The organism is Methylorubrum sp. POS3 (genome assembly GCF_043352485.1).
GTDB lineage: Bacteria > Pseudomonadota > Alphaproteobacteria > Rhizobiales > Beijerinckiaceae > Methylobacterium > Methylobacterium suomiense.
In genome coordinates this window covers 2,191,684-2,208,335 of record NZ_JAPRBT010000001.1, presented here as the reverse complement: position 1 = coordinate 2,208,335, position 16,652 = coordinate 2,191,684, and the positions used below count along the sequence as shown (strand labels likewise).

The following is a 16,652-nucleotide window of genomic DNA, read 5'->3' as shown; positions in this document are numbered from 1 at the left end:
CTCCGCTCTTCCTGAGGGTGAGCGAAGCGCCGGTCCCGCGGTTCGTCAGATCAACCCGAGCGCTGCCAGTTCCCGCCTCAGGCTCTCGGGCATCTCGGCGAGATCCCCCGCGCTCGCCCGGTCGAGATCGGCCGGGGCGTCGCCGGCCTCGAGATAGCGCCAGCCCTGGAACGGGCGGCAGGGGCGGGGTGCCACCGCCGTGACGGCGGGGTCGAGGACGAGGCGGCAGCGGTCGATGCCGTCGGTGCCGGTGAACGGGTCGATCGCCAGGATCGGCTGACGGCAGCTGAGCGTGCCCTTCATCACCCAGTAGATCGAGCCCTGCCCGGCAATGGCGGCGGCGCGCTTCGGCACCATCCGGGTGACGTGCGACGGCCGCGTGTCGCCGCCGAGCCGCAGGGCCTCGTCGCGATGGCGGGCGATGCGCGCCTCCAACTCCCCGATCGAGGCGGGGCCGACGCAGAGCTTCAGGAGATGCAGGACCATGGCCGAGGCTGCGATGTCCCATGCGCGAGGGAAGGCCGGGCCGGGCAGGGCGGCGGGCGCCGTGCGCTTACCCCGCTCCGACGCGGCCGGAAACCGTCATCCGCGTCGCGGGGAATGTCGCAGCGCCGATCCGGGGGCGCGCGCTCCGGTCGGTCCGGCCGGTCGCGCTCGGAGCCCGACGCGGCGCGGACCTCACGCGAACAGGGCGATTTTCTCCTCGATGCTCAACTCGTCGAAATTGACGAAGGCATCGGCGAGGTCGTCCACCACGACGGAGGGCTGCGCGGCGGTCGACTCGTCGACGGCCTTCTCATCGGCGGCCGTCTCGGGCGCTGCCGTCTCGGCGACGGGCTTTCCGGGGGCGGGCGCATCGACCGGCACGTCGAAGAGATCGCCGAGGGGGGCCTTCGTCACCGCCACTTTCGCGACGGCCTCTTTCGCGGTGACTTCGCCTTGGACGGCACTCTGCGCCGGGGCATCCTCGCGGGACGCCTCGACCGGCTTCTCGGCCGCTTCCCAGGTTGCGAGACCCGCGGCGAGCGCGGCCGGGAGGATCGCGGCCGGAAGCGTCACCAGCGGCGCCGGCTCGATGACCGGAGCCGGTTCCACCGGCGCCACGGCTTTGTCCGCCGGAGGCGCGACGACCGGCGCCTGCGGGTCGCGATCGGCGGCGGTCTCGAAGGTCGGCGCCTCGGCCACGGGGTCGATGGCGTCCCCCTCCCCGACCGGCCCGGCCGCTTCGACCGGGGCCTCGGGCAGGAAGGCCAGATCGTCGTGCAGGGTGATCGCCGTGAGCGGCGGGCGGACCGGTTCGGCCTGGGCCGCCGGGCCGTCCATGTCGAGGAAGCGATCGACATCGGTCTGATCGAGGGCCGCCTCCATCGTCCGGGCGGTGTCGCGGCGGATGCGGGGATCCGTGTCGAGGTCCGGTACGGCCTCCTCAGGCCCCCAGATGCCGATCATCGAGGTGATCCGGTCTTCCAGGTAGCGGAGGGTGTGCACGATGCGGCTCGTGCGCTGCGCGGTCAGATCCTGGAACGAGCAGGCGGTGTAGATCTGCGTGGCGTGGCGGTCGAGGTCGTCGCAGACCGCACCGTCGGCGCCGGTTTCCCGCAGGGTCCAGGCGACCTCCTGGACCTGCTCGGCCGCGCCGAGAATGTCCGAGGTCGCCCGCTCGGTGGCGCGCACGATGGAATCGAGGGCTTCCGAGGCGACGGTGAGGCGGCTCTCGCCATGATCGGGGCCGGATAGGGCGGCCACCTCCGCCCGGGTGCGGGCGATGGCATCGGCCATATCCATCAGGTCGCCGCGGAAGCGCACCACGTCGTCCCCGCCGCGCTCCTCCGTCACCACCGATTCGAGCCGGTGGATCGCCCCGAGCAGCACCTCGGTGTCGGCGTTGCGGTTGCGCCGCGCATATTCTTCCAGGAACCAGCGGCCCCGCTCGGTCTCCCGGACGGCGGCCTCGATCAGTTCGTACTGGGACGCGTCTCGCGTCGTCAGGGAATGGGAACTCGACATCACACCCCGCAAGGACGCGGACACCCGCACGCGTCGCGGGTCCGCGACGATTGACGGACCGCACCGACATTGACACGCGGCGTTTAACGGCTGCTTACGCTGTTTCGCACGGGCGTCCGCCGCGGCGCCGTCCCCGATGCGCCACCATACGGGATCGGCGGCCTTGTCCTCGTACCCTCCCCCGAAGGCCGGTTCGCCCTCCGCGGCGGCCGAGCCCGATCCCCTGCGGCTCGGCCTGCTCTACGCGGTCGTCTTCGTCGAGATCGGCGTGGCGATGCCGTTCATGCCGGTCTGGCTCGGCGCGCTCGGGCTCGATCCGGGCCTGATCGGTCTGCTCCTGGCCCTGCCCATCGCCACCAAGATCGTGGCGACGCGCCCGCTCACCGGATTGATCGACCGCGGCGTTCGCCCGCGCACGCTGCTCGCCGCCGGCAGCCTGACGCTGGCCGCGACCTACGCCCTCATGCCGTCGGCCGCCGGCATCGCCGTCGTCCTGCTCGGGCTGCTCGTGGTGCTCAACGCCGCCGCCCAGGCTCCGCTGGTGCCAAGCATCGATTACCTGACGCTCGCCGCCGCGCGCCGCGCCCCCAGGCGCATCGATTACGCCCGGATCCGCATGTTCGGCTCGGTCGCCTTCCTCCTCGCCAATCTCGCGGGCGGCGCCCTGCTCGGCGCCCTGGGCGGCCAGGTGGCGGTGCCGCTGCTCCTCACCGGCCTCGCCCTCCTCGCCGCACTCGTGGCCCTGGGCGCCGGCGAGCGGGCGGCCCCGCGCGAGCCGCGCCCCTCGGCGGACGGCCCGCCGCCGCGCCTGCCCCGGATGCTGCGGCTCACCATCGGCGCCGCCGCTCTGATCCAGGCCAGCCATGCGGCGATCTACGCCTTCGGCAGTCTCAGCTGGGCGGCCCACGGCGTCTCCGCACCCTGGATCGGCGTGCTCTGGGCCGTCGGCGTCGGTGCCGAGATCGTCCTGTTCGCCGGGCTCGCCCGCCTCCCCGCCCGCTGGCGCAGCCCGTTCCGCCTGTTGGCGCTCGGCGGCCTCGCCGCGGTGACGCGCGCCGTGGGTCTGAGCGTCGCCGAGGGGAATCTCGTCCTCCTCGTCCCGCTGCAGATGCTGCACGCCCTCACCTTCGGGGCGACGCATCTCGGGGCGATGAACGCGGTCTCGAATTTCGCCCCGGACGGGGCGCGTGGGCGGGCGCAGGGAACGGTCGGAGCCACCACCGCCCTGGTCTCGGCGCTGGCAACGCTCGCCTGCGGGACGGTCTACGGCGCGTTCGGAGGGGCGGCGACCTTCCTGATGATGGCGCCGCTGGCGCTGGCCGGGCTCGCGCTCACCGGCCTCGCCCGCAGCGCGACACCCGCGGGACGGGGTGGCTGACGGACCGAGCCGGTCGCCGTCCCGCCCGAGGGATGTCGCGATCCGTACAGGCCACGCGCTTTCAAGCAGCGATTGCGCCGCTCAAAGCTCTTAGATGCAGCGAGTGGGATCAGTGCAGGATCAGTGGAAGACGCCAAAGAACCAGAGCAGCAGAATGATCGGTAGGGGAATGCCGATCAACCAGAGAAGGCCACCTTTGAGCATGGTTATTCCCTCCATTGTCGATGGGAGAAGACGGCGACGTTTGGGTTTGTTCCGGCGGATGTATCAAGAGGATGGCGGATTTCGTGGTTCGCGCGAGGATCTGCAGGGCGTCCCGTGCGACGACCGGAGCCGGGCCCCGGGTCGTCACGATGCGCGGCGGACAAGCGGGGGCCTCGCCGGCGGATCGATCCGTCAGGCGTTCAATCCGCCATCCACCGTGACGGCGGAGCCGCTGATCTGGCGGGCGCCGGGGCCCGCGAGGAAGGCCACGGTGGCGGCCACGTCGTCGGGCGTGCCGTAGCGGCCGAGCGGCGTCAGGCCGAGGATGCCGGCGGCGTTCGGGCCGTCGGCCGGGTTCATGTCCGTGTCGGTCCCACCGGGCTGGACCAGGTTCACGGTGATGTCGCGCGGGCCCAGCTCGCGGGCGAGGCCGCGGGTGAAGGCGAGGAGCGCCGATTTCGTCATCGAATAGACCGTCACGCCCGGAAACGGCACCCGCTCGGCCAGGCACGAGCCGATGGTGACGATGCGCCCGCCCGGCCGGAGATGCGGGATCGCCGCCTGCGAGGCGAGCACCACCGCGCGCACGTTGACGTTCAGGAGGGCGTCGATGTCGGCGAGGCTCATCTCGGCCACCGTACCGCCGCGGGCGATGCCGGCATTGTTGACGAGGATGTCGAGCCCACCGAGCCCCTCGACCGTGGCCTCGACCGAGCCGCGCACCGCCGCCGGATCGGCGCTGTCGGCCTGGAGGGCGAGGCCGCGCCGGCCCTTCGCCTCGATCGCCCGAACCACCTCCGCCGCACGATCCGCCGAGCGCTCGTAGGTGATCGCCACATCGGCGCCGCGCTCCGCGAGCGCCAGCGCGATGGCGGCGCCGATGCCGCGCGAGGCTCCGGTCACCAGGGCGCGCTTGCCAGCCAGTTCGCTCATCTGTGCACCTTTATATAACGGTCGACACAGAAATGGCTAAGCGGGTTGGTGAGAGGCGTCAAGTGAATTATGTAACGACCAATGCAGAATTCTGGACCCATGCCACCCGCTTCCGCGAAGCCCGCGGAAGCGGCTTCCGACACGGCGCAGGCCCGCGGCCGCGGCCGCCCCCGCGCCTTCGACCGCGAGACCGCCCTGGCGCGGGCGACGCACCTGTTCTGGCGCAAGGGCTACGAAGCCACCTCGATCAGCGATCTCACCGAGGCCATGGGGATCGGCTCGCCGAGCCTCTACGCGGCCTTCGGCTCGAAGGAGGCGCTCTATGTCGAGGCCCTGCGCCACTACGCGGAGACCTACGAGGCGCGGGTCTGGGCGGGCTTTCGCGCGGCCCCCACGGCGCGCGAAGCGGTCGCGGCCTATCTTCTCGACTCGGCGGCGGCGCTGACGGGCTCCTGCGGCGACGCTCTCCAAGACGATGTGCCCCGCGGCTGCATGGTGACGCTCGCCTCGGTCTGCCCTGGTACCCATCCGGATCTCGGCCAGCGCCTGCTGTCGGAGCGCGCCGTCGCGCTGCAGCGCCTGGACGAGCGTTTGGCCCGAGCCGTCGCGGAGGGAGAATTGCCGGAGGTGGCGGACCGGCGCGGCCTCGCCCGCTTCGTGCAATCCGTCCAGAACGGCATGTCGCTCCAGGCCCGCGACGGTGCGGCCCGCGCCGAGCTGGAGGCCGCGGCCCGCATCGCCCTGCTGGCCTGGGACGCGCTGGCCGCGGCAAGATAGTCCAGGTTTCGAAGGGACGCGTCCTTTCGCGGGTCCAGGGCAGAGCCCGGGTCTGAAGGGAAACCGGGGCTCTGCCCCGCGACCCCGCCAAGGGGCTCGCCCTTTGGGACCCCCTTACCCGGCTCGGCCCCGTCCGAACCGACGTTCGGCGAGGTTCTGGAAGACGACGTAGAGCATCGGGATTAGGAACAGCCCCACCGTCGTGGCCGCGATCATGCCGGCGAAGATCGGGGTGCCGATGGCGCGGCGGCTGATCTCGGCGGCGCCCTCGGCGAAGACGAGGGGCAGGAGGCCGAGGATGAAGGCGATCGAGGTCATCACCACCGCGCGGAAGCGGACCGAGGCCCCGGCCACCGCCGCGTCGCGGATCGAATGGCCCTCCGCCCGCTGCTTGCGGGCGAACTCGACGATGAGGATGCCGTTCTTGGCCGCCAACGCCACCAGTACCACGAGGCCGACCTGGGCGTAGAGATCGAGCGAGAGGCCGGCGACCAGGATGCCAGCCAGCGCCCCGAGCACGCCGACGCTGACCGAGAGCAGCACCGGCACCGGGATCATCCAGCTCTCGTAGAGCCCGACGAGGAACAGGTAGGCGAAGACCAGCGAAAGGCCGAGCACCAGCGCGGTCTGCCCCTGTGCCCTGGTCTCCTGGAAGGCGGTGCCGGTCCACTCGTAGCCGTAGCCGTTGGGCAGGGTCGCGTCCGAGACCGCGGCCATCGCCTTCAGCGCCGTGCCGGACGAGACCCGCGCGGCGGGGCTCCCCTCGATCGGAATCGAGCGATAGTTGTTGTAGCGGGTCAGCACCTGCGGGCCGCCGACGAAGCGGCTGGAGGCGAAGGAGCGGAGCGGCACCTCGTCGCCCTTGGCGTTCTTCACATAGACCTGCCAGAGGTCCGAGACCTTGTCGCGGTCGCCCGCCTCGGCCTCGATATTGACCTGCCAGGTCCGTCCGAACACGTTGAAATTGTTGATGTAGGTGCCGCCGAACGTCGCCTGGAGCGTATCGAAGACGTCGCCGAGATTGACGCCCAGCACCGCCGCCTTGTCGCGGTCTATGTCGAGGAACAGCGACGGGTTGGCCGCCGTGTAGGTGGTGAACACGTCCGACAGATGCGGGTCGGCGTTGGCGGCGGCCATCAGGCCCTGCGCGACGCTGCCCAGTTCCTCCGGGCTCTGACCCTCGATGGCCTCCAGCGCGTATTCGAAGCCGCCGCTGGTCGAGAGGCCGATGATCGGCGGCATGTTGAAGGCGATCACCTCGCCGCTGCGGATCGACTGCGCCTCCCGCGTCAGCCGGGCGATCAAGCCTTGCGCCGAATCCTCCGGGCCGGTCCGCTCCGAGAACGGCTTCAGGTGCACGAGCATGAACGCCATGTTCGGCGCGTTCACCGTGTCGAGGTAGGAATAGCCGATCACCGAATAGGTGTCGGCCACCTGCGGCATCGCCAGGAGCTTGGTCTCGAGGGCCGTCACGGTCTCGGCGGTGCGCGCCACCGAGGCGCCGTCGGGCAGTTGGACCGTGACGAAGAAGGCGCCCTGATCCTCCGACGGCAGGAACCCGCTCGGCGTGAGGCCCGCGGCGACGTAGATGCCGCCGCCGCAGACCGCGACCAGCGCGAGGCCGACGAGGCTGACCCGAACGAGCCGTGTGACGAGCGCCGCGTAGCGAGCCTGCGTCCGCTCGATCACCCTCTGGGCGAGGCCGGCGAGCCCGCGGCTGTGCCCGCTGCGGCGCAGGAGCACGGCGCAGAGCGCGGGCGAGAGGGTGAGCGCGACGAGCGCCGAGATCACCATGCTGGCGCCGATCGTCACCGCGCATTGCCGGAACAGCACCCCCGACAGGCCGGGGATGGCGGCGAGCGGCACGAAGACCGAGAGCAGCACCAGGGTGATGGCGAGGATCGGGCCGGTGACCTCGCGCATGGCGTGCTTGGTGGCCTCCGCGACCGACAGGTCGGGCCGCTCCGCCATGACGCGCTCGACATTCTCGACCACGACGATGGCATCGTCGACGACGATGCCGATGGCCAGCACCATGGCGAGCAGCGAGATGGTGTTGGCCGAATAGCCGATCACCAGCAGCACCGCGAAGGTGCCGATCAGGCTGACCGGAACCGCGAGTGCCGGGATCAGAGCGGCCCGCAGGCTGCCCAGGAACAGGTAGACCACGACGACCACGAGCAGGAACGCCTCGGCGATCGTCAGGACGACCTCGCTGATGGTCTGATCGACGAAGGTCGTGGCGTCGTAGACGACCTTGGACTTGACCCCCGGCGGGAAGCGCTGGCTCACCCGCTTCAGGGTGGCATCCACCGCGTCCGCCGTCTGAACCGCGTTCGCGCCGGGCGCCAGCTGGATCGAGATCGCGACCGCGGGCTTGCCGTTGAGGCGGGCGATGGCGTCGAGGTTCTGTGCGCCCATCTCGACGCGGGCCACGTCCTTCACCCGCAGGACCGAGCCGTCGGGATCGGCGCGCACGACGATGTTGCCGAATTCCTCGGCGGTCGAGAGCCGACCCTTGGTCTGGACGTTGAATTGGAACTGCTGGTCGTTGCTGACCGGACGTGCCCCGACCCGGCCGGCGGCGGCCTGCACGTTCTGCGCGTTGACGGCGTTGACGATCTCGGACGGCGCCATCTTCAGGTTGTTGAGCCGATCGACGTCGAACCAGATGCGCATCGAGTATTGCTGGTTCACGAACAGCGACGCCTGGCCGACGCCGGGCGTGCGGCTGAGCTCGTCGAGGACGCTGATCGTCGCGTAGTTGGTCAGGAACAGCGGGTCGTGGCTGCCGTCCTCGCTGTAGAGCATCAGGTATTGCAGGATCGCGGTCGCCTGCTTCTGCACCGTGACGCCTTCGAGGCGCACCTCCTGCGGCAGCTGGGCCAGAGCCGTCTGGACGCGGTTGTTGACGTTGACGGTGTCGATGTCCGGGTCGGTGCCGAGCTGGAACGACACGGTCAGATTGTAGCTGCCGTCGTTGCCGCTCATCGACTTCATGTAGATCATCTTGTCGACGCCGATGACCGCGGCCTCCAGCGGCTGCGCGATCGCGGCCTCGACCACCTCCGCCGAGGCGCCCGGATAGGTGGCGCTGACCTGCACCTCCGGCGGGACGATCTGCGGGAACTGGGCGACCGGGATCCGGGCCATCGCCAGGAGGCCCGCCAGGGTCACGACGATCGCCGCGACGGCGGCGAGCCGCGGGCGGTCGATGAAGATCGAGGAGATCATCGCGCCCTCCGTCCCAGGCTCAGCCCCACGCCCGACCCCGCGCGCCGCTGCGCCCCGCGGCTCATCGGCCGCTCTCTTGCGCCATCCCGCCCTGCGCCGGCGCGGCCGCGACGGGCTCTCCGGCGCGCACGCGCTGGAGGTTGTCGACCGCGATGGTCTCGCCGTCCCTGAGGCCTCCGGTCACCGTGGTCCGGTTGCCGATCGGCTGGCCGAGGGTGACGTTGCGGCGCTCCGCCTTCCCGTCGCCGATGACGTAGACGTAGTCGCCGCGCTGATCGGTGAGCACGGCCGCGCGCGGGATCGTGATGAGGCGGACCGGATCGGGATTCTCCACGATCACCGTCACGAACTCGCCGTCGATGAGTTCGCGCACGGCGTGCCCGGCCTTGTTCTGCCCGCGGGACGGGTTGGCGAACACGCCGCGAATCGCGAAGCTGTCGGTGGAGGACGAGACGGTGTTGTCGGTGAAGTTGACGTGACCGGCTTCCCCGTAGGTCCGCCCGTCGGGCAGGACGAGGCGCAGCTTCAGGGCATCGAGGCCGCCGAGGGCGGCGAGGCGGTTGCGCAGGTCGATCACCGTGCGGGTCGGGATCGAGAACAGCACGTACATCGGATCCTGGCTGACCACCGTGGTCAGCACGCCGGTATCCGGCGAGACGAGGTTGCCGGCGGTGATCGCGGTGCGGCCGACCTTGCCGTCGATCGGCGAGGCGATCGTGGCGTAGCTCAGGTTGATCTGCGCCGTCTTCAGATCGGCCTGCGCGCTCTGGAGCTGCCCCTGCAGCCCGCCCTGCTGCGCCTGATCCTCGTCGACCTTCTGCTGCAGGCCCGCCGGTCCGCGCATCAGCGAGGTCGAGCGGGAGAGATTGGTGTCGGCGAGCTTCAGCTGCGCCTGGATGTTGGCCAGCGCCCCCTTCTTGGAGGCGAGATCCGTCTCGAAGGGGGCCGTCTCCAAACGGTAGAGCACGTCGCCCTTGCGGACGTCCTGCCCCTCCGTGAACACGACGCTGTCGAGGAACGAGGTGATGCGGGCGACCGCCGCGTAGCGGGAGACCGACTGGATGCGTCCCACATATTTCTCGCTCTCGGTCACCTCCTGCGCCGAGACCGTGAGGGTGCCGACCGCGGGCGGCGCGCCCCGCGTCTCGGCACCGGCGGCCGGTGCGGTCAGAAGCAGCGTGAGGAGGAGCGTCCCGCGCGCCAAGCGCGCGGCAGGGTCTCGGACAGGAACCGGCATCGCATCCTCGAACCCGATACGGGATCCGTCGCGCCCGGAGCGACGCCCCGGACGCCCCGGAACCGTCGTCGGACGCTCGGGAGCGGAGGCCCCCGGACGGCGGGCGTGCAGAGGCACCAGCGCCTAACAAAAGTCAACGCGGCTCGATCCGTTTGGCCCCGCCTGCGGCAATGCGATATAGGCACCGCTTAAGTAGTGCGATCCCGTCCCTCGCGGGGCGCCAGCGGGAGTGATCCGTGCGGATCGAAAACGGCTCCGGTACGCTCGACGCCGCGGGCGCCGATCTCGACGGCCCGCGCGTGACCCTGCGCGGCCGCTGGACCGCGGATCAGGGGCCGGCGGTGGAGCGGGCGGCGGCCGATATCGCGGCTTACGGCCGCGGCCAGCCGGTTCTGGTCGACCTCAGCGCCGTCCTGCGCCTCGACACGCTGGGCGCCTGGGTGCTGGAGCGGACGCGGGCCGAGATCGAGGGGGCGGGCTCGCGCCTCGCCTATGCGGGGGCACGGCCCGAGCACCGCATCCTGCTCGGCGAGATGGGCCTGCGCGAGGCCGAGCCGAAGGCCCCCGACACCCGCAACCCGGTGGTGCGCGGGCTCGACGGCCTCGGCCGGCGCGTCGCCCAGGGCGGGGCCGAGGTCCTGGCCGGCATCGCCTTCCTCGGCGAGGTGGTCGCGGCGGCGGGTCGCGTCGCGCGTCGCCCCAGAACGTTCCGGGCGGCGGCGCTCGTCAACCAGCTCGAGCAGGTCGCCTTCCGCGGCGTGCCGATCATCGTGCTGATCTCGTTCCTCGTCGGCGGCATCGTCGCCCAGCAGGGCATCTTCCAGCTCCAGCGCTTCGGCGCGCAGAGCTTCGTCGTCAACCTGATCGGCCTCCTGATCCTGCGCGAACTCGGCGTGCTGCTCACCTCGATCATGGTGGCGGGCCGCTCCGGTTCGGCCTTCACCGCCGAGATCGGCTCGATGCGCATGCGCGAGGAGGTCGATGCCCTGCGGGTGATGGGCCTCGATCCGATCGAGATCCTGATCCTGCCCCGCATCCTGGCGCTGGTGATCGGGTTGCCGATCCTGTCCTTCCTGGGCTCGCTCGCCGCGCTCGCGGGCGGCGGGCTGACGGCGGCGCTCTACGGCGGGCTGACCGTCGACGGCTTCCTGGCGCGGCTTCAGGCGGCGGTGTCGTTCCACCACTTCGCCGTCGGACTGATCAAGGCGCCGTTCATGGCGCTGACCATCGGAATCATCGCGACGATCGAGGGATTTGCGGTTCAGGGCTCGGCGGAATCGCTCGGCCGCCACGTCACCGCCTCAGTCGTCAAGTCAATCTTCATGGTGATCGTGCTGGATGGCCTCTTCGCGGTCTTCTTCGCCGCGATCAATTTCTGAGCGCCCATCGCCGAACGGGGGCCGGTTCGGCGGGACGGAGCGCGGCACGGATTGCGCGGCGGTCGGCGCTTGCCGACCGCGCCCTCACTCACAGCGCGAGCGGACGAGTTGGCTGACCCTCACTTCCCTCAAGCTTCGCGGCCTCAGGCGGCGCAGGACGCGGTGGACGCGATCATCCGCGTGCGCGACCTCGTCGTGACCTTCGGCGAGCGCGCGGTGATGAAGGGCCTCGACCTCGACATCCGCCGCGGCGAGATCTTGGGATTCGTCGGCCCCTCGGGGCAGGGCAAGTCGGTGCTGACGCGCACCATCCTCGGCCTCGTGCCGAAGCGCTCCGGCACCATCGAGATCTTCGGCGAGGACGTGGATTCGATCACGGTCGCCCGGCGGCGGCAGCTCGAGCAGCGCTGGGGGGTGCTGTTCCAGCAGGGAGCGCTGTTCTCCGGCCTCACCGTCAAGCAGAACATCCAGATGCCGATGCGCGAGCATCTCAAGCTGTCCGAGCGGCTGCTCGACGAGTTCGCCCGGCTCAAGATCGAGATGGTCGGCCTGAAACCCGATGCCGCCGACAAATACCCCTCGGAGCTGTCCGGCGGCATGATCAAGCGCGCGGCCCTCGCCCGGTCGCTGGCCCTCGATCCCGAAATCCTGTTCCTCGACGAGCCGACCTCCGGCCTCGACCCGATCGGCGCGGGCGAGTTCGACGACCTCGTCTCGACCCTGAAGCGGACGCTCGGGCTCACCGTCTTCATGGTGACCCACGACCTCGACAGCCTCTACACCGCCTGCGACCGCATCGCCGCGCTCGGCGACGGAAAGATCATCGCGGAGGGCACGATCCAGCAGATGCTGGATCACGACCATCCGTGGCTGCGCTCCTACTTCCACGGCAAGCGCGCCCGCGCGCTGGCACCCGCCGCGCCGGCTCCGCAGCCGGCCTACGCCCATGCGTAGGACCCGCTCGCTCCTTCCGATCGGCGGTGCCCAGGCATCGCCGATCGCCCCCGGGCGAGGGGACGAGGGTTGGGGGCGGCGGGCGTCCGCCGAACGCATGGCGCCCGACCCAGGGTCGGGAGCGGTGCCGCTCAGTATCGGTCGACGTGCGGTGCCGCACCGCCTGACCCCTCCGGATCGGGAACAGAGCTAGTCCGATGGAGACCCGCGCGAACTACGTCCTGATCGGCGCTTTCACCATCGGCGTCGTGCTTGCCGCCTTCGGCTTCGTGTTCTGGCTCCAGGGCGGCTCCCGGGGACAGGCCAGCCAAGCGCTGCGCATCGTCTTCTCCGGCTCGGTCGGAGGCCTGGCCAAGGGCTCGACCGTGTCGTTCAACGGCATCAAGGTCGGCGAGGCGCTCGACGTGCGCCTGCTGCCGCAGGACCCGCGCCGGGTCGTCGCAATGGTGCAGGTCGATCCCTCGACGCCGCTCCGCGCCGACACCCGCGCCCGGCTCGATTCGGCGATGCTGACGGGCGTCTCCCAGATCTCGCTCTCGGGCGGCAGCGCCGACGCGCCCCCGCTCAAGGCCGGCTCCGGCGATCAGATGCCGACCATCTTCGCCGATTCGAGCGACATCCAGGACATGATGGCGGCGGCCAAGCAGATCGCCCAGCGGGCCGACGACGTGCTCCAGCGTCTCGACAAGGTGGTCGCTGGCAACGAGGGCGCGATCACCCGGACGCTCGCCAATGTCGAGGCTTTCTCCAAGACGCTGGCCGAGGCCGGTCCCTCGATCGCCGGCCTCGTCAAGGCGGTGGACGGTCAGCGCCTCAATCGGGTGATCGAGAACGCCGACACCTTCTCGACCTCGCTGGCCAAGGCCGGCCCCGACATCGAGGCGGGCCTGCACGACGCCCGGGCCCTCGCGGCCAAGCTCAGCGCCTCCGCCGACCGGATCGACGGCGTGCTGAAGGGCGCCGAGGGCTTCCTCGGTTCGGCCTCCGGCCAGCAGGGTGCGGGCACCTTTGCCGAGATCCAGAAGGCGGCCGTCTCGGTCCGCGAGGCCGGCATCGCGTTCCGCACGCTGTCCGAGAATCTCGACAAGCGCACCGCCAACATCTCGACGAGCTTCAACCGCCTGTCGGGCTCGAGCCGTCGCGAGGTCGAGGCGCTCGCCACCGACGGCCAGCGCACCCTCAACACCCTGAGCCGCGCGGCCCGGAGCCTGGAGCGCGACCCGTCGCAGGTGATCTTCGGCGGCAAGCCGTCGTTGCCGGAATACAACGGTGGCCGCTGAGATGCGGCGCGACGCAGGATGTGTCGGGACGCACTGCGGGGGTGGAGCGTTGCCGTAAGCTTGGCGTGGTAGGGTGGCCTCTCCGCCTCCTGCCTGAGCGAACGGACGGTGCCCGAGCGCATGATGCGAGTTGTTTTCCCCGCCTCTCCCGGCCGTGCGGCCCGTGCCGCCGCCGGGCTCGCGATGCTGGCCGCGCTCGGCGGCTGCGGCGGCAGCAGCGTGACACCGCTGACCTTCGACCTCGCCGCCCTGCCGGGCCAGCCGCGGGCCGGCGGAACCGCGCGCTCGCTGGTCGTGTCGGAGCCGGTCGGCCTGCAGCCGATGGAGGCCGACCGCATCATCGTGCGCGAGCGGGGCGGCTCGTTGTCCTTCCTCGGCGGCGGCCAATGGGCCGACCGTCTGCCGCGCCTGATCCAGACCCGGATCATCCAGAGCCTCGAGAACAGCGGGCGCCTGCGCTCCGTCTCCCGACCCGGCGACAAGGTGCCGTCGGAGTATCAGCTGGTCAGCGAGATCCGCGAGTTCGACATCGATTCCGGTTCCGGCGAGGCGGTGGTCGATCTCTCCGCCAAGCTCATCGCCGAGGGCAGCGGCCGCGTCGTCAACGCCCGCGTCTTCACCGCCCGCGTCCCCGTGCCGAAGGTCGATCCCCAGACCGCCGCGACCGGCCTCGACGCGGCGCTCAGCCAAGTGCTCGGCGATCTCGTGCGCTGGGTGAATGCCGGGCGGTAGGGTCTTCGCCGCGCACCCTTTCGTCCCACCCCTCCCCCTCATCCTGACAGGCTGCTTCGCTCCCGCATTTCAGGATGGCGGTGATTGTCGGGATGCGCGGTCGAAGCCGCCCATCCCTTCCATCACGGCGGATCCCGCGGGCGTCAGAACGACAGCTTCATGCCCGCCACGAAGGTGCGGGGTGCGCCCGCGTAGATCGAGCCCACGGTCGCGGCGAGGGCCCCCTGGCCGTTGAGCAGGCCCGTGTCGCGGTTGAGCGTGTTGGCGAGCGGGTTGGCCGAGGCGACGTAGACCGTGTCCAGCACGTTGCGGACCTCGCCGTAGAGGTCGATGCGCTTGGCGTATCCTGAAGGCAGCAGAGCCGCGTAGTGGATGTTGAGGTTGACGATCGCGTAGCCGGGAATCTTCAGCAGGTTGGAATTGTCGGCGTAATAGCCGCCCTGCGCCACCACCTCAGCGAAGCCGCCGAGCCCGGCGAGGGGACCCGCCGGCACGTCGTAGCCGAGGCGGGCGAGCAGCTGGTGATCGGGCACGCCGGGGATGCGGTTGCCGGCCCGGTTGAACGACCGCGTGACGTTCTCGAAACCGCCCGGTAGTCCGGGGGCGACGCGCCGGACGCTGAGCTGCTCGACGTAATCGGTGTAGACCTGATCGTCGAAGGTGTAGGCCAGCACGCCGTTCCAACCCGGCGCGAAGGCGTAGGTCGCGGCCAGTTCGATGCCGCGATGCTCGGAGGCCGGGGCGTTGAAGGTGTAGTTGAGCAGGCCCGCCCCCGGCGATTGCGAGACGAACTCGTTGCGGAAGAACTCGTAGAAGCCGGTCAGGCTCAGTCTCAGGCCCTCGATCGCGAGCCAGTCGGCGCCGAGGTCGAACCCGAGATTCTCCTGCGTCTTCAGGCCGGTATTGTTGCCGGGCACGCCCGCCGCCGTGACGAACAGCGACGAGTAGGACGGCGTGGCGTAGCCGGTGGCGACCCGGCCGCGCAGGGCCCAGGTCGGGTCGGGCTGGTAGACCAGGGCGAGTTCGGGCGCGACGTTGAGGAAGCGGCGGTCGGCGATGGCGCGCGGGAACGTCTCGGTTCCGTTCGCCGCGAAGCTACGGTTGCGCCCGGTGATCGTCGTGTTCTCCGCCGAGATGCCGGTGACGGCCTTCCATTCCGGCGAGAGTTCCAATTCGAGCCGTGCCCGCCCGCCGAGATTCGATTGCAGGGCGTCCTGCAGGGCGACCAGCGGTCCGAGCCGCGCCCCACCGAGCGCCGTGAGGGTGAAGGTCGAGGCGGTGACGTCGACGGCGCTGTAGGCGAGCGCCACGTAGCCGACCGCCGGAAGCCCGAACACCTCGCCGCGCCGGGTCAGGTCGGTGAGCAGGCTGTAGGAGGGCAGGCTGCCGCGGCCGGAGGACGTGAAGAACGGCTGGTTGTAGTTGCGCTCGTCGAAGCCGAGCTGCACCCGCCAGGTCGTCTGCGCGTCGATGTCGTGCTCCCACCGCCCGGCCACGATGGTGCGGCGGTCGTTGCGGCGGAAGCCGGCCTGCGCCGCGGTGGCCGCGACGGTCTGGCCCGAGACCGGATCGAGCAGGTTGAAGGTGGCGCAGCCGGTCAGGGCGGCGTTCACCCCGGTGTCGCAGCCGCGCTGATAGGGGTTGATGCGGAACTGGTTCAGGGAGGAGCGGCCGGGGATGTTGGCGTCGATCTCGTTGTTGATCACCTTGAGGGTGAAACGGTTGTCCGGGGTCGGGGTGTAGCTCGCCAGCAGGTTGACGGTCTGGGTGTCGTAGGAGGCGTGCTGCTGGTAGCCATTGCCGCGCACGTCGCTGGCGAACAGGCTGATCTCGAACGGGCCGCTGGCGCCGCCGACGGTGAAGTAACGGCTGAGATAGCCGTAGCTGCCGGCATCCACGCCCACCTCGTAGCCGTTGATCTCGCGCCCCGTGCGGGTGCGGAAAGCCAGCGCGCCGCCGGTGGCGTAATTGCCGAACAACGCCGATTGGGGCCCCCGGAACACGTCGATGCGGGAATAGGCCCGGGGATCGACGAGATCGAAGCGCGAGGCGCCGTCGGCCTGGGTGACGGGGAAGCCGTCCTCCAGCACCACCATGTTGCGGGTCACGCCGGTGGAGCGGGCGTTGTTGCCGCGGATCGAGATGACGACGTCGCGCCCGCCATTGCCCTGGCGCACGGTGACGCCGGGGCTGTCGAGCAGCACCGAACCGATGCTCGTGGCCGGCCGGTTGGCGATGGCCTCGCGCCCGACGGCGGTGACGATCTGCCCGACCGGTCGCTCGATCGGGAGCGCCGCCGCCCCGGGGGCGGCGGCGACGCCGAACCGGGTGTCGCCGGATGGCGCCCCTCCGGCGCCGTTGCCCCGGCCCTCTCCGGCGACGGAGAGTTCCTCGAGGGTGACGGATTCGGGGGCCGCTTCGGCCGTGACCGACACGGCGAGCGGCTGGGCGGCGAGGAGGCAGAGGGCGGCGCGACGGCGCAGGCGGGCGGGCATGGCGGGCTCGGTGGAACGGAGGAAAGGGGCGGCACGGGCGGT

General features: G+C 70.8%; 12 protein-coding genes. 6 read left to right on the top strand and 6 right to left on the bottom strand.

What is annotated here, in order from left to right:
- Window positions 1–45 precede the first annotated feature (45 nt).
- The gene (locus OWC43_RS10380) at window positions 46–486 is read right to left on the bottom strand and encodes a DUF1489 family protein (RefSeq protein ID WP_393956622.1); all 441 of its coding nucleotides are present in this window, start codon (window positions 484–486) and stop codon (window positions 46–48) included.
- Window positions 487–678: 192 nt separating this feature from the next.
- On the bottom strand, window positions 679–2,007 hold the full coding sequence (locus OWC43_RS10375; RefSeq protein WP_393956621.1) for a hypothetical protein: 1,329 nt from the start codon (window positions 2,005–2,007) through the stop codon (window positions 679–681).
- 163 nt (window positions 2,008–2,170) lie between these two features.
- Here OWC43_RS10375 and OWC43_RS10370 point away from each other — a divergent pair, with 163 nt between their 5' ends.
- Window positions 2,171–3,385, top strand: coding sequence for an MFS transporter (locus tag OWC43_RS10370; protein ID WP_393956620.1), 1,215 nt, complete (start codon window positions 2,171–2,173; stop codon window positions 3,383–3,385).
- 396 nt (window positions 3,386–3,781) lie between these two features.
- Here OWC43_RS10370 and OWC43_RS10365 read toward each other — a convergent pair whose 3' ends face one another.
- Complete coding sequence (locus OWC43_RS10365) at window positions 3,782–4,522, bottom strand: SDR family oxidoreductase (RefSeq protein ID WP_137829412.1); 741 nt, start codon at window positions 4,520–4,522, stop codon at window positions 3,782–3,784.
- A 99-nt stretch (window positions 4,523–4,621) separates the two neighbouring features.
- Between OWC43_RS10365 and OWC43_RS10360 the strand changes: the two genes are divergently transcribed.
- The gene (locus OWC43_RS10360) at window positions 4,622–5,299 is read left to right on the top strand and encodes a TetR/AcrR family transcriptional regulator (protein WP_393956618.1); all 678 of its coding nucleotides are present in this window, start codon (window positions 4,622–4,624) and stop codon (window positions 5,297–5,299) included.
- Between the two features lie 114 nt (window positions 5,300–5,413).
- Here OWC43_RS10360 and OWC43_RS10355 read toward each other — a convergent pair whose 3' ends face one another.
- Window positions 5,414–8,533 (bottom strand): efflux RND transporter permease subunit, encoded by a 3,120-nt coding sequence (locus tag OWC43_RS10355; protein ID WP_393956616.1) that lies wholly within the window; start codon window positions 8,531–8,533, stop codon window positions 5,414–5,416.
- Between the two features lie 61 nt (window positions 8,534–8,594).
- Entirely contained in the window at window positions 8,595–9,770 is a 1,176-nt protein-coding gene (locus tag OWC43_RS10350) for an efflux RND transporter periplasmic adaptor subunit (protein WP_393956615.1), read from the bottom strand.
- Window positions 9,771–10,006: 236 nt separating this feature from the next.
- On the opposite strand from OWC43_RS10350, the gene OWC43_RS10345 reads away from it, so the two are divergent.
- From OWC43_RS10345 to OWC43_RS10330, 4 genes are all read left to right on the top strand, one after another.
- A complete protein-coding gene (locus OWC43_RS10345) occupies window positions 10,007–11,149 on the top strand; it encodes an MlaE family lipid ABC transporter permease subunit (protein WP_137829408.1) in 1,143 nt (380 codons plus the stop codon).
- A 219-nt stretch (window positions 11,150–11,368) separates the two neighbouring features.
- Window positions 11,369–12,103, top strand: coding sequence for an ABC transporter ATP-binding protein (locus tag OWC43_RS10340; RefSeq protein WP_238307806.1), 735 nt, complete (start codon window positions 11,369–11,371; stop codon window positions 12,101–12,103).
- A 197-nt stretch (window positions 12,104–12,300) separates the two neighbouring features.
- On the top strand, window positions 12,301–13,383 hold the full coding sequence (locus OWC43_RS10335) for an MlaD family protein (protein ID WP_393956613.1): 1,083 nt from the start codon (window positions 12,301–12,303) through the stop codon (window positions 13,381–13,383).
- A gap of 120 nt (window positions 13,384–13,503) precedes the next feature.
- A complete protein-coding gene (locus OWC43_RS10330; RefSeq protein ID WP_137829406.1) occupies window positions 13,504–14,115 on the top strand; it encodes an ABC-type transport auxiliary lipoprotein family protein in 612 nt (203 codons plus the stop codon).
- A 143-nt stretch (window positions 14,116–14,258) separates the two neighbouring features.
- Here the strand turns inward: OWC43_RS10330 and OWC43_RS10325 are convergent, their stop codons facing one another.
- Complete coding sequence (locus tag OWC43_RS10325) at window positions 14,259–16,610, bottom strand: TonB-dependent receptor family protein (protein ID WP_393956611.1); 2,352 nt, start codon at window positions 16,608–16,610, stop codon at window positions 14,259–14,261.
- Window positions 16,611–16,652: the final 42 nt, after the last annotated feature.

Bases quoted from the DNA above. Each gene is read 5' to 3' on its own strand.
- OWC43_RS10380 (WP_393956622.1), bottom strand. From the start codon at position 486: ATGGTCCTGCATCTCCTGAAGCTCTGCGTCGGCCCCGCCTCGATCGGG.
- OWC43_RS10375 (WP_393956621.1), bottom strand. From the start codon at position 2,007: ATGTCGAGTTCCCATTCCCTGACGACGCGAGACGCGTCCCAGTACGAA.
- OWC43_RS10365 (WP_137829412.1), bottom strand. From the start codon at position 4,522: ATGAGCGAACTGGCTGGCAAGCGCGCCCTGGTGACCGGAGCCTCGCGC.
- OWC43_RS10360 (WP_393956618.1), top strand. From the start codon at position 4,622: ATGCCACCCGCTTCCGCGAAGCCCGCGGAAGCGGCTTCCGACACGGCG.
- OWC43_RS10355 (WP_393956616.1), bottom strand. From the start codon at position 8,533: ATGATCTCCTCGATCTTCATCGACCGCCCGCGGCTCGCCGCCGTCGCG.
- OWC43_RS10350 (WP_393956615.1), bottom strand. From the start codon at position 9,770: ATGCCGGTTCCTGTCCGAGACCCTGCCGCGCGCTTGGCGCGCGGGACG.
- OWC43_RS10340 (WP_238307806.1), top strand. From the start codon at position 11,369: ATGAAGGGCCTCGACCTCGACATCCGCCGCGGCGAGATCTTGGGATTC.
- OWC43_RS10335 (WP_393956613.1), top strand. From the start codon at position 12,301: ATGGAGACCCGCGCGAACTACGTCCTGATCGGCGCTTTCACCATCGGC.
- OWC43_RS10330 (WP_137829406.1), top strand. From the start codon at position 13,504: ATGATGCGAGTTGTTTTCCCCGCCTCTCCCGGCCGTGCGGCCCGTGCC.
- OWC43_RS10325 (WP_393956611.1), bottom strand. From the start codon at position 16,610: ATGCCCGCCCGCCTGCGCCGTCGCGCCGCCCTCTGCCTCCTCGCCGCC.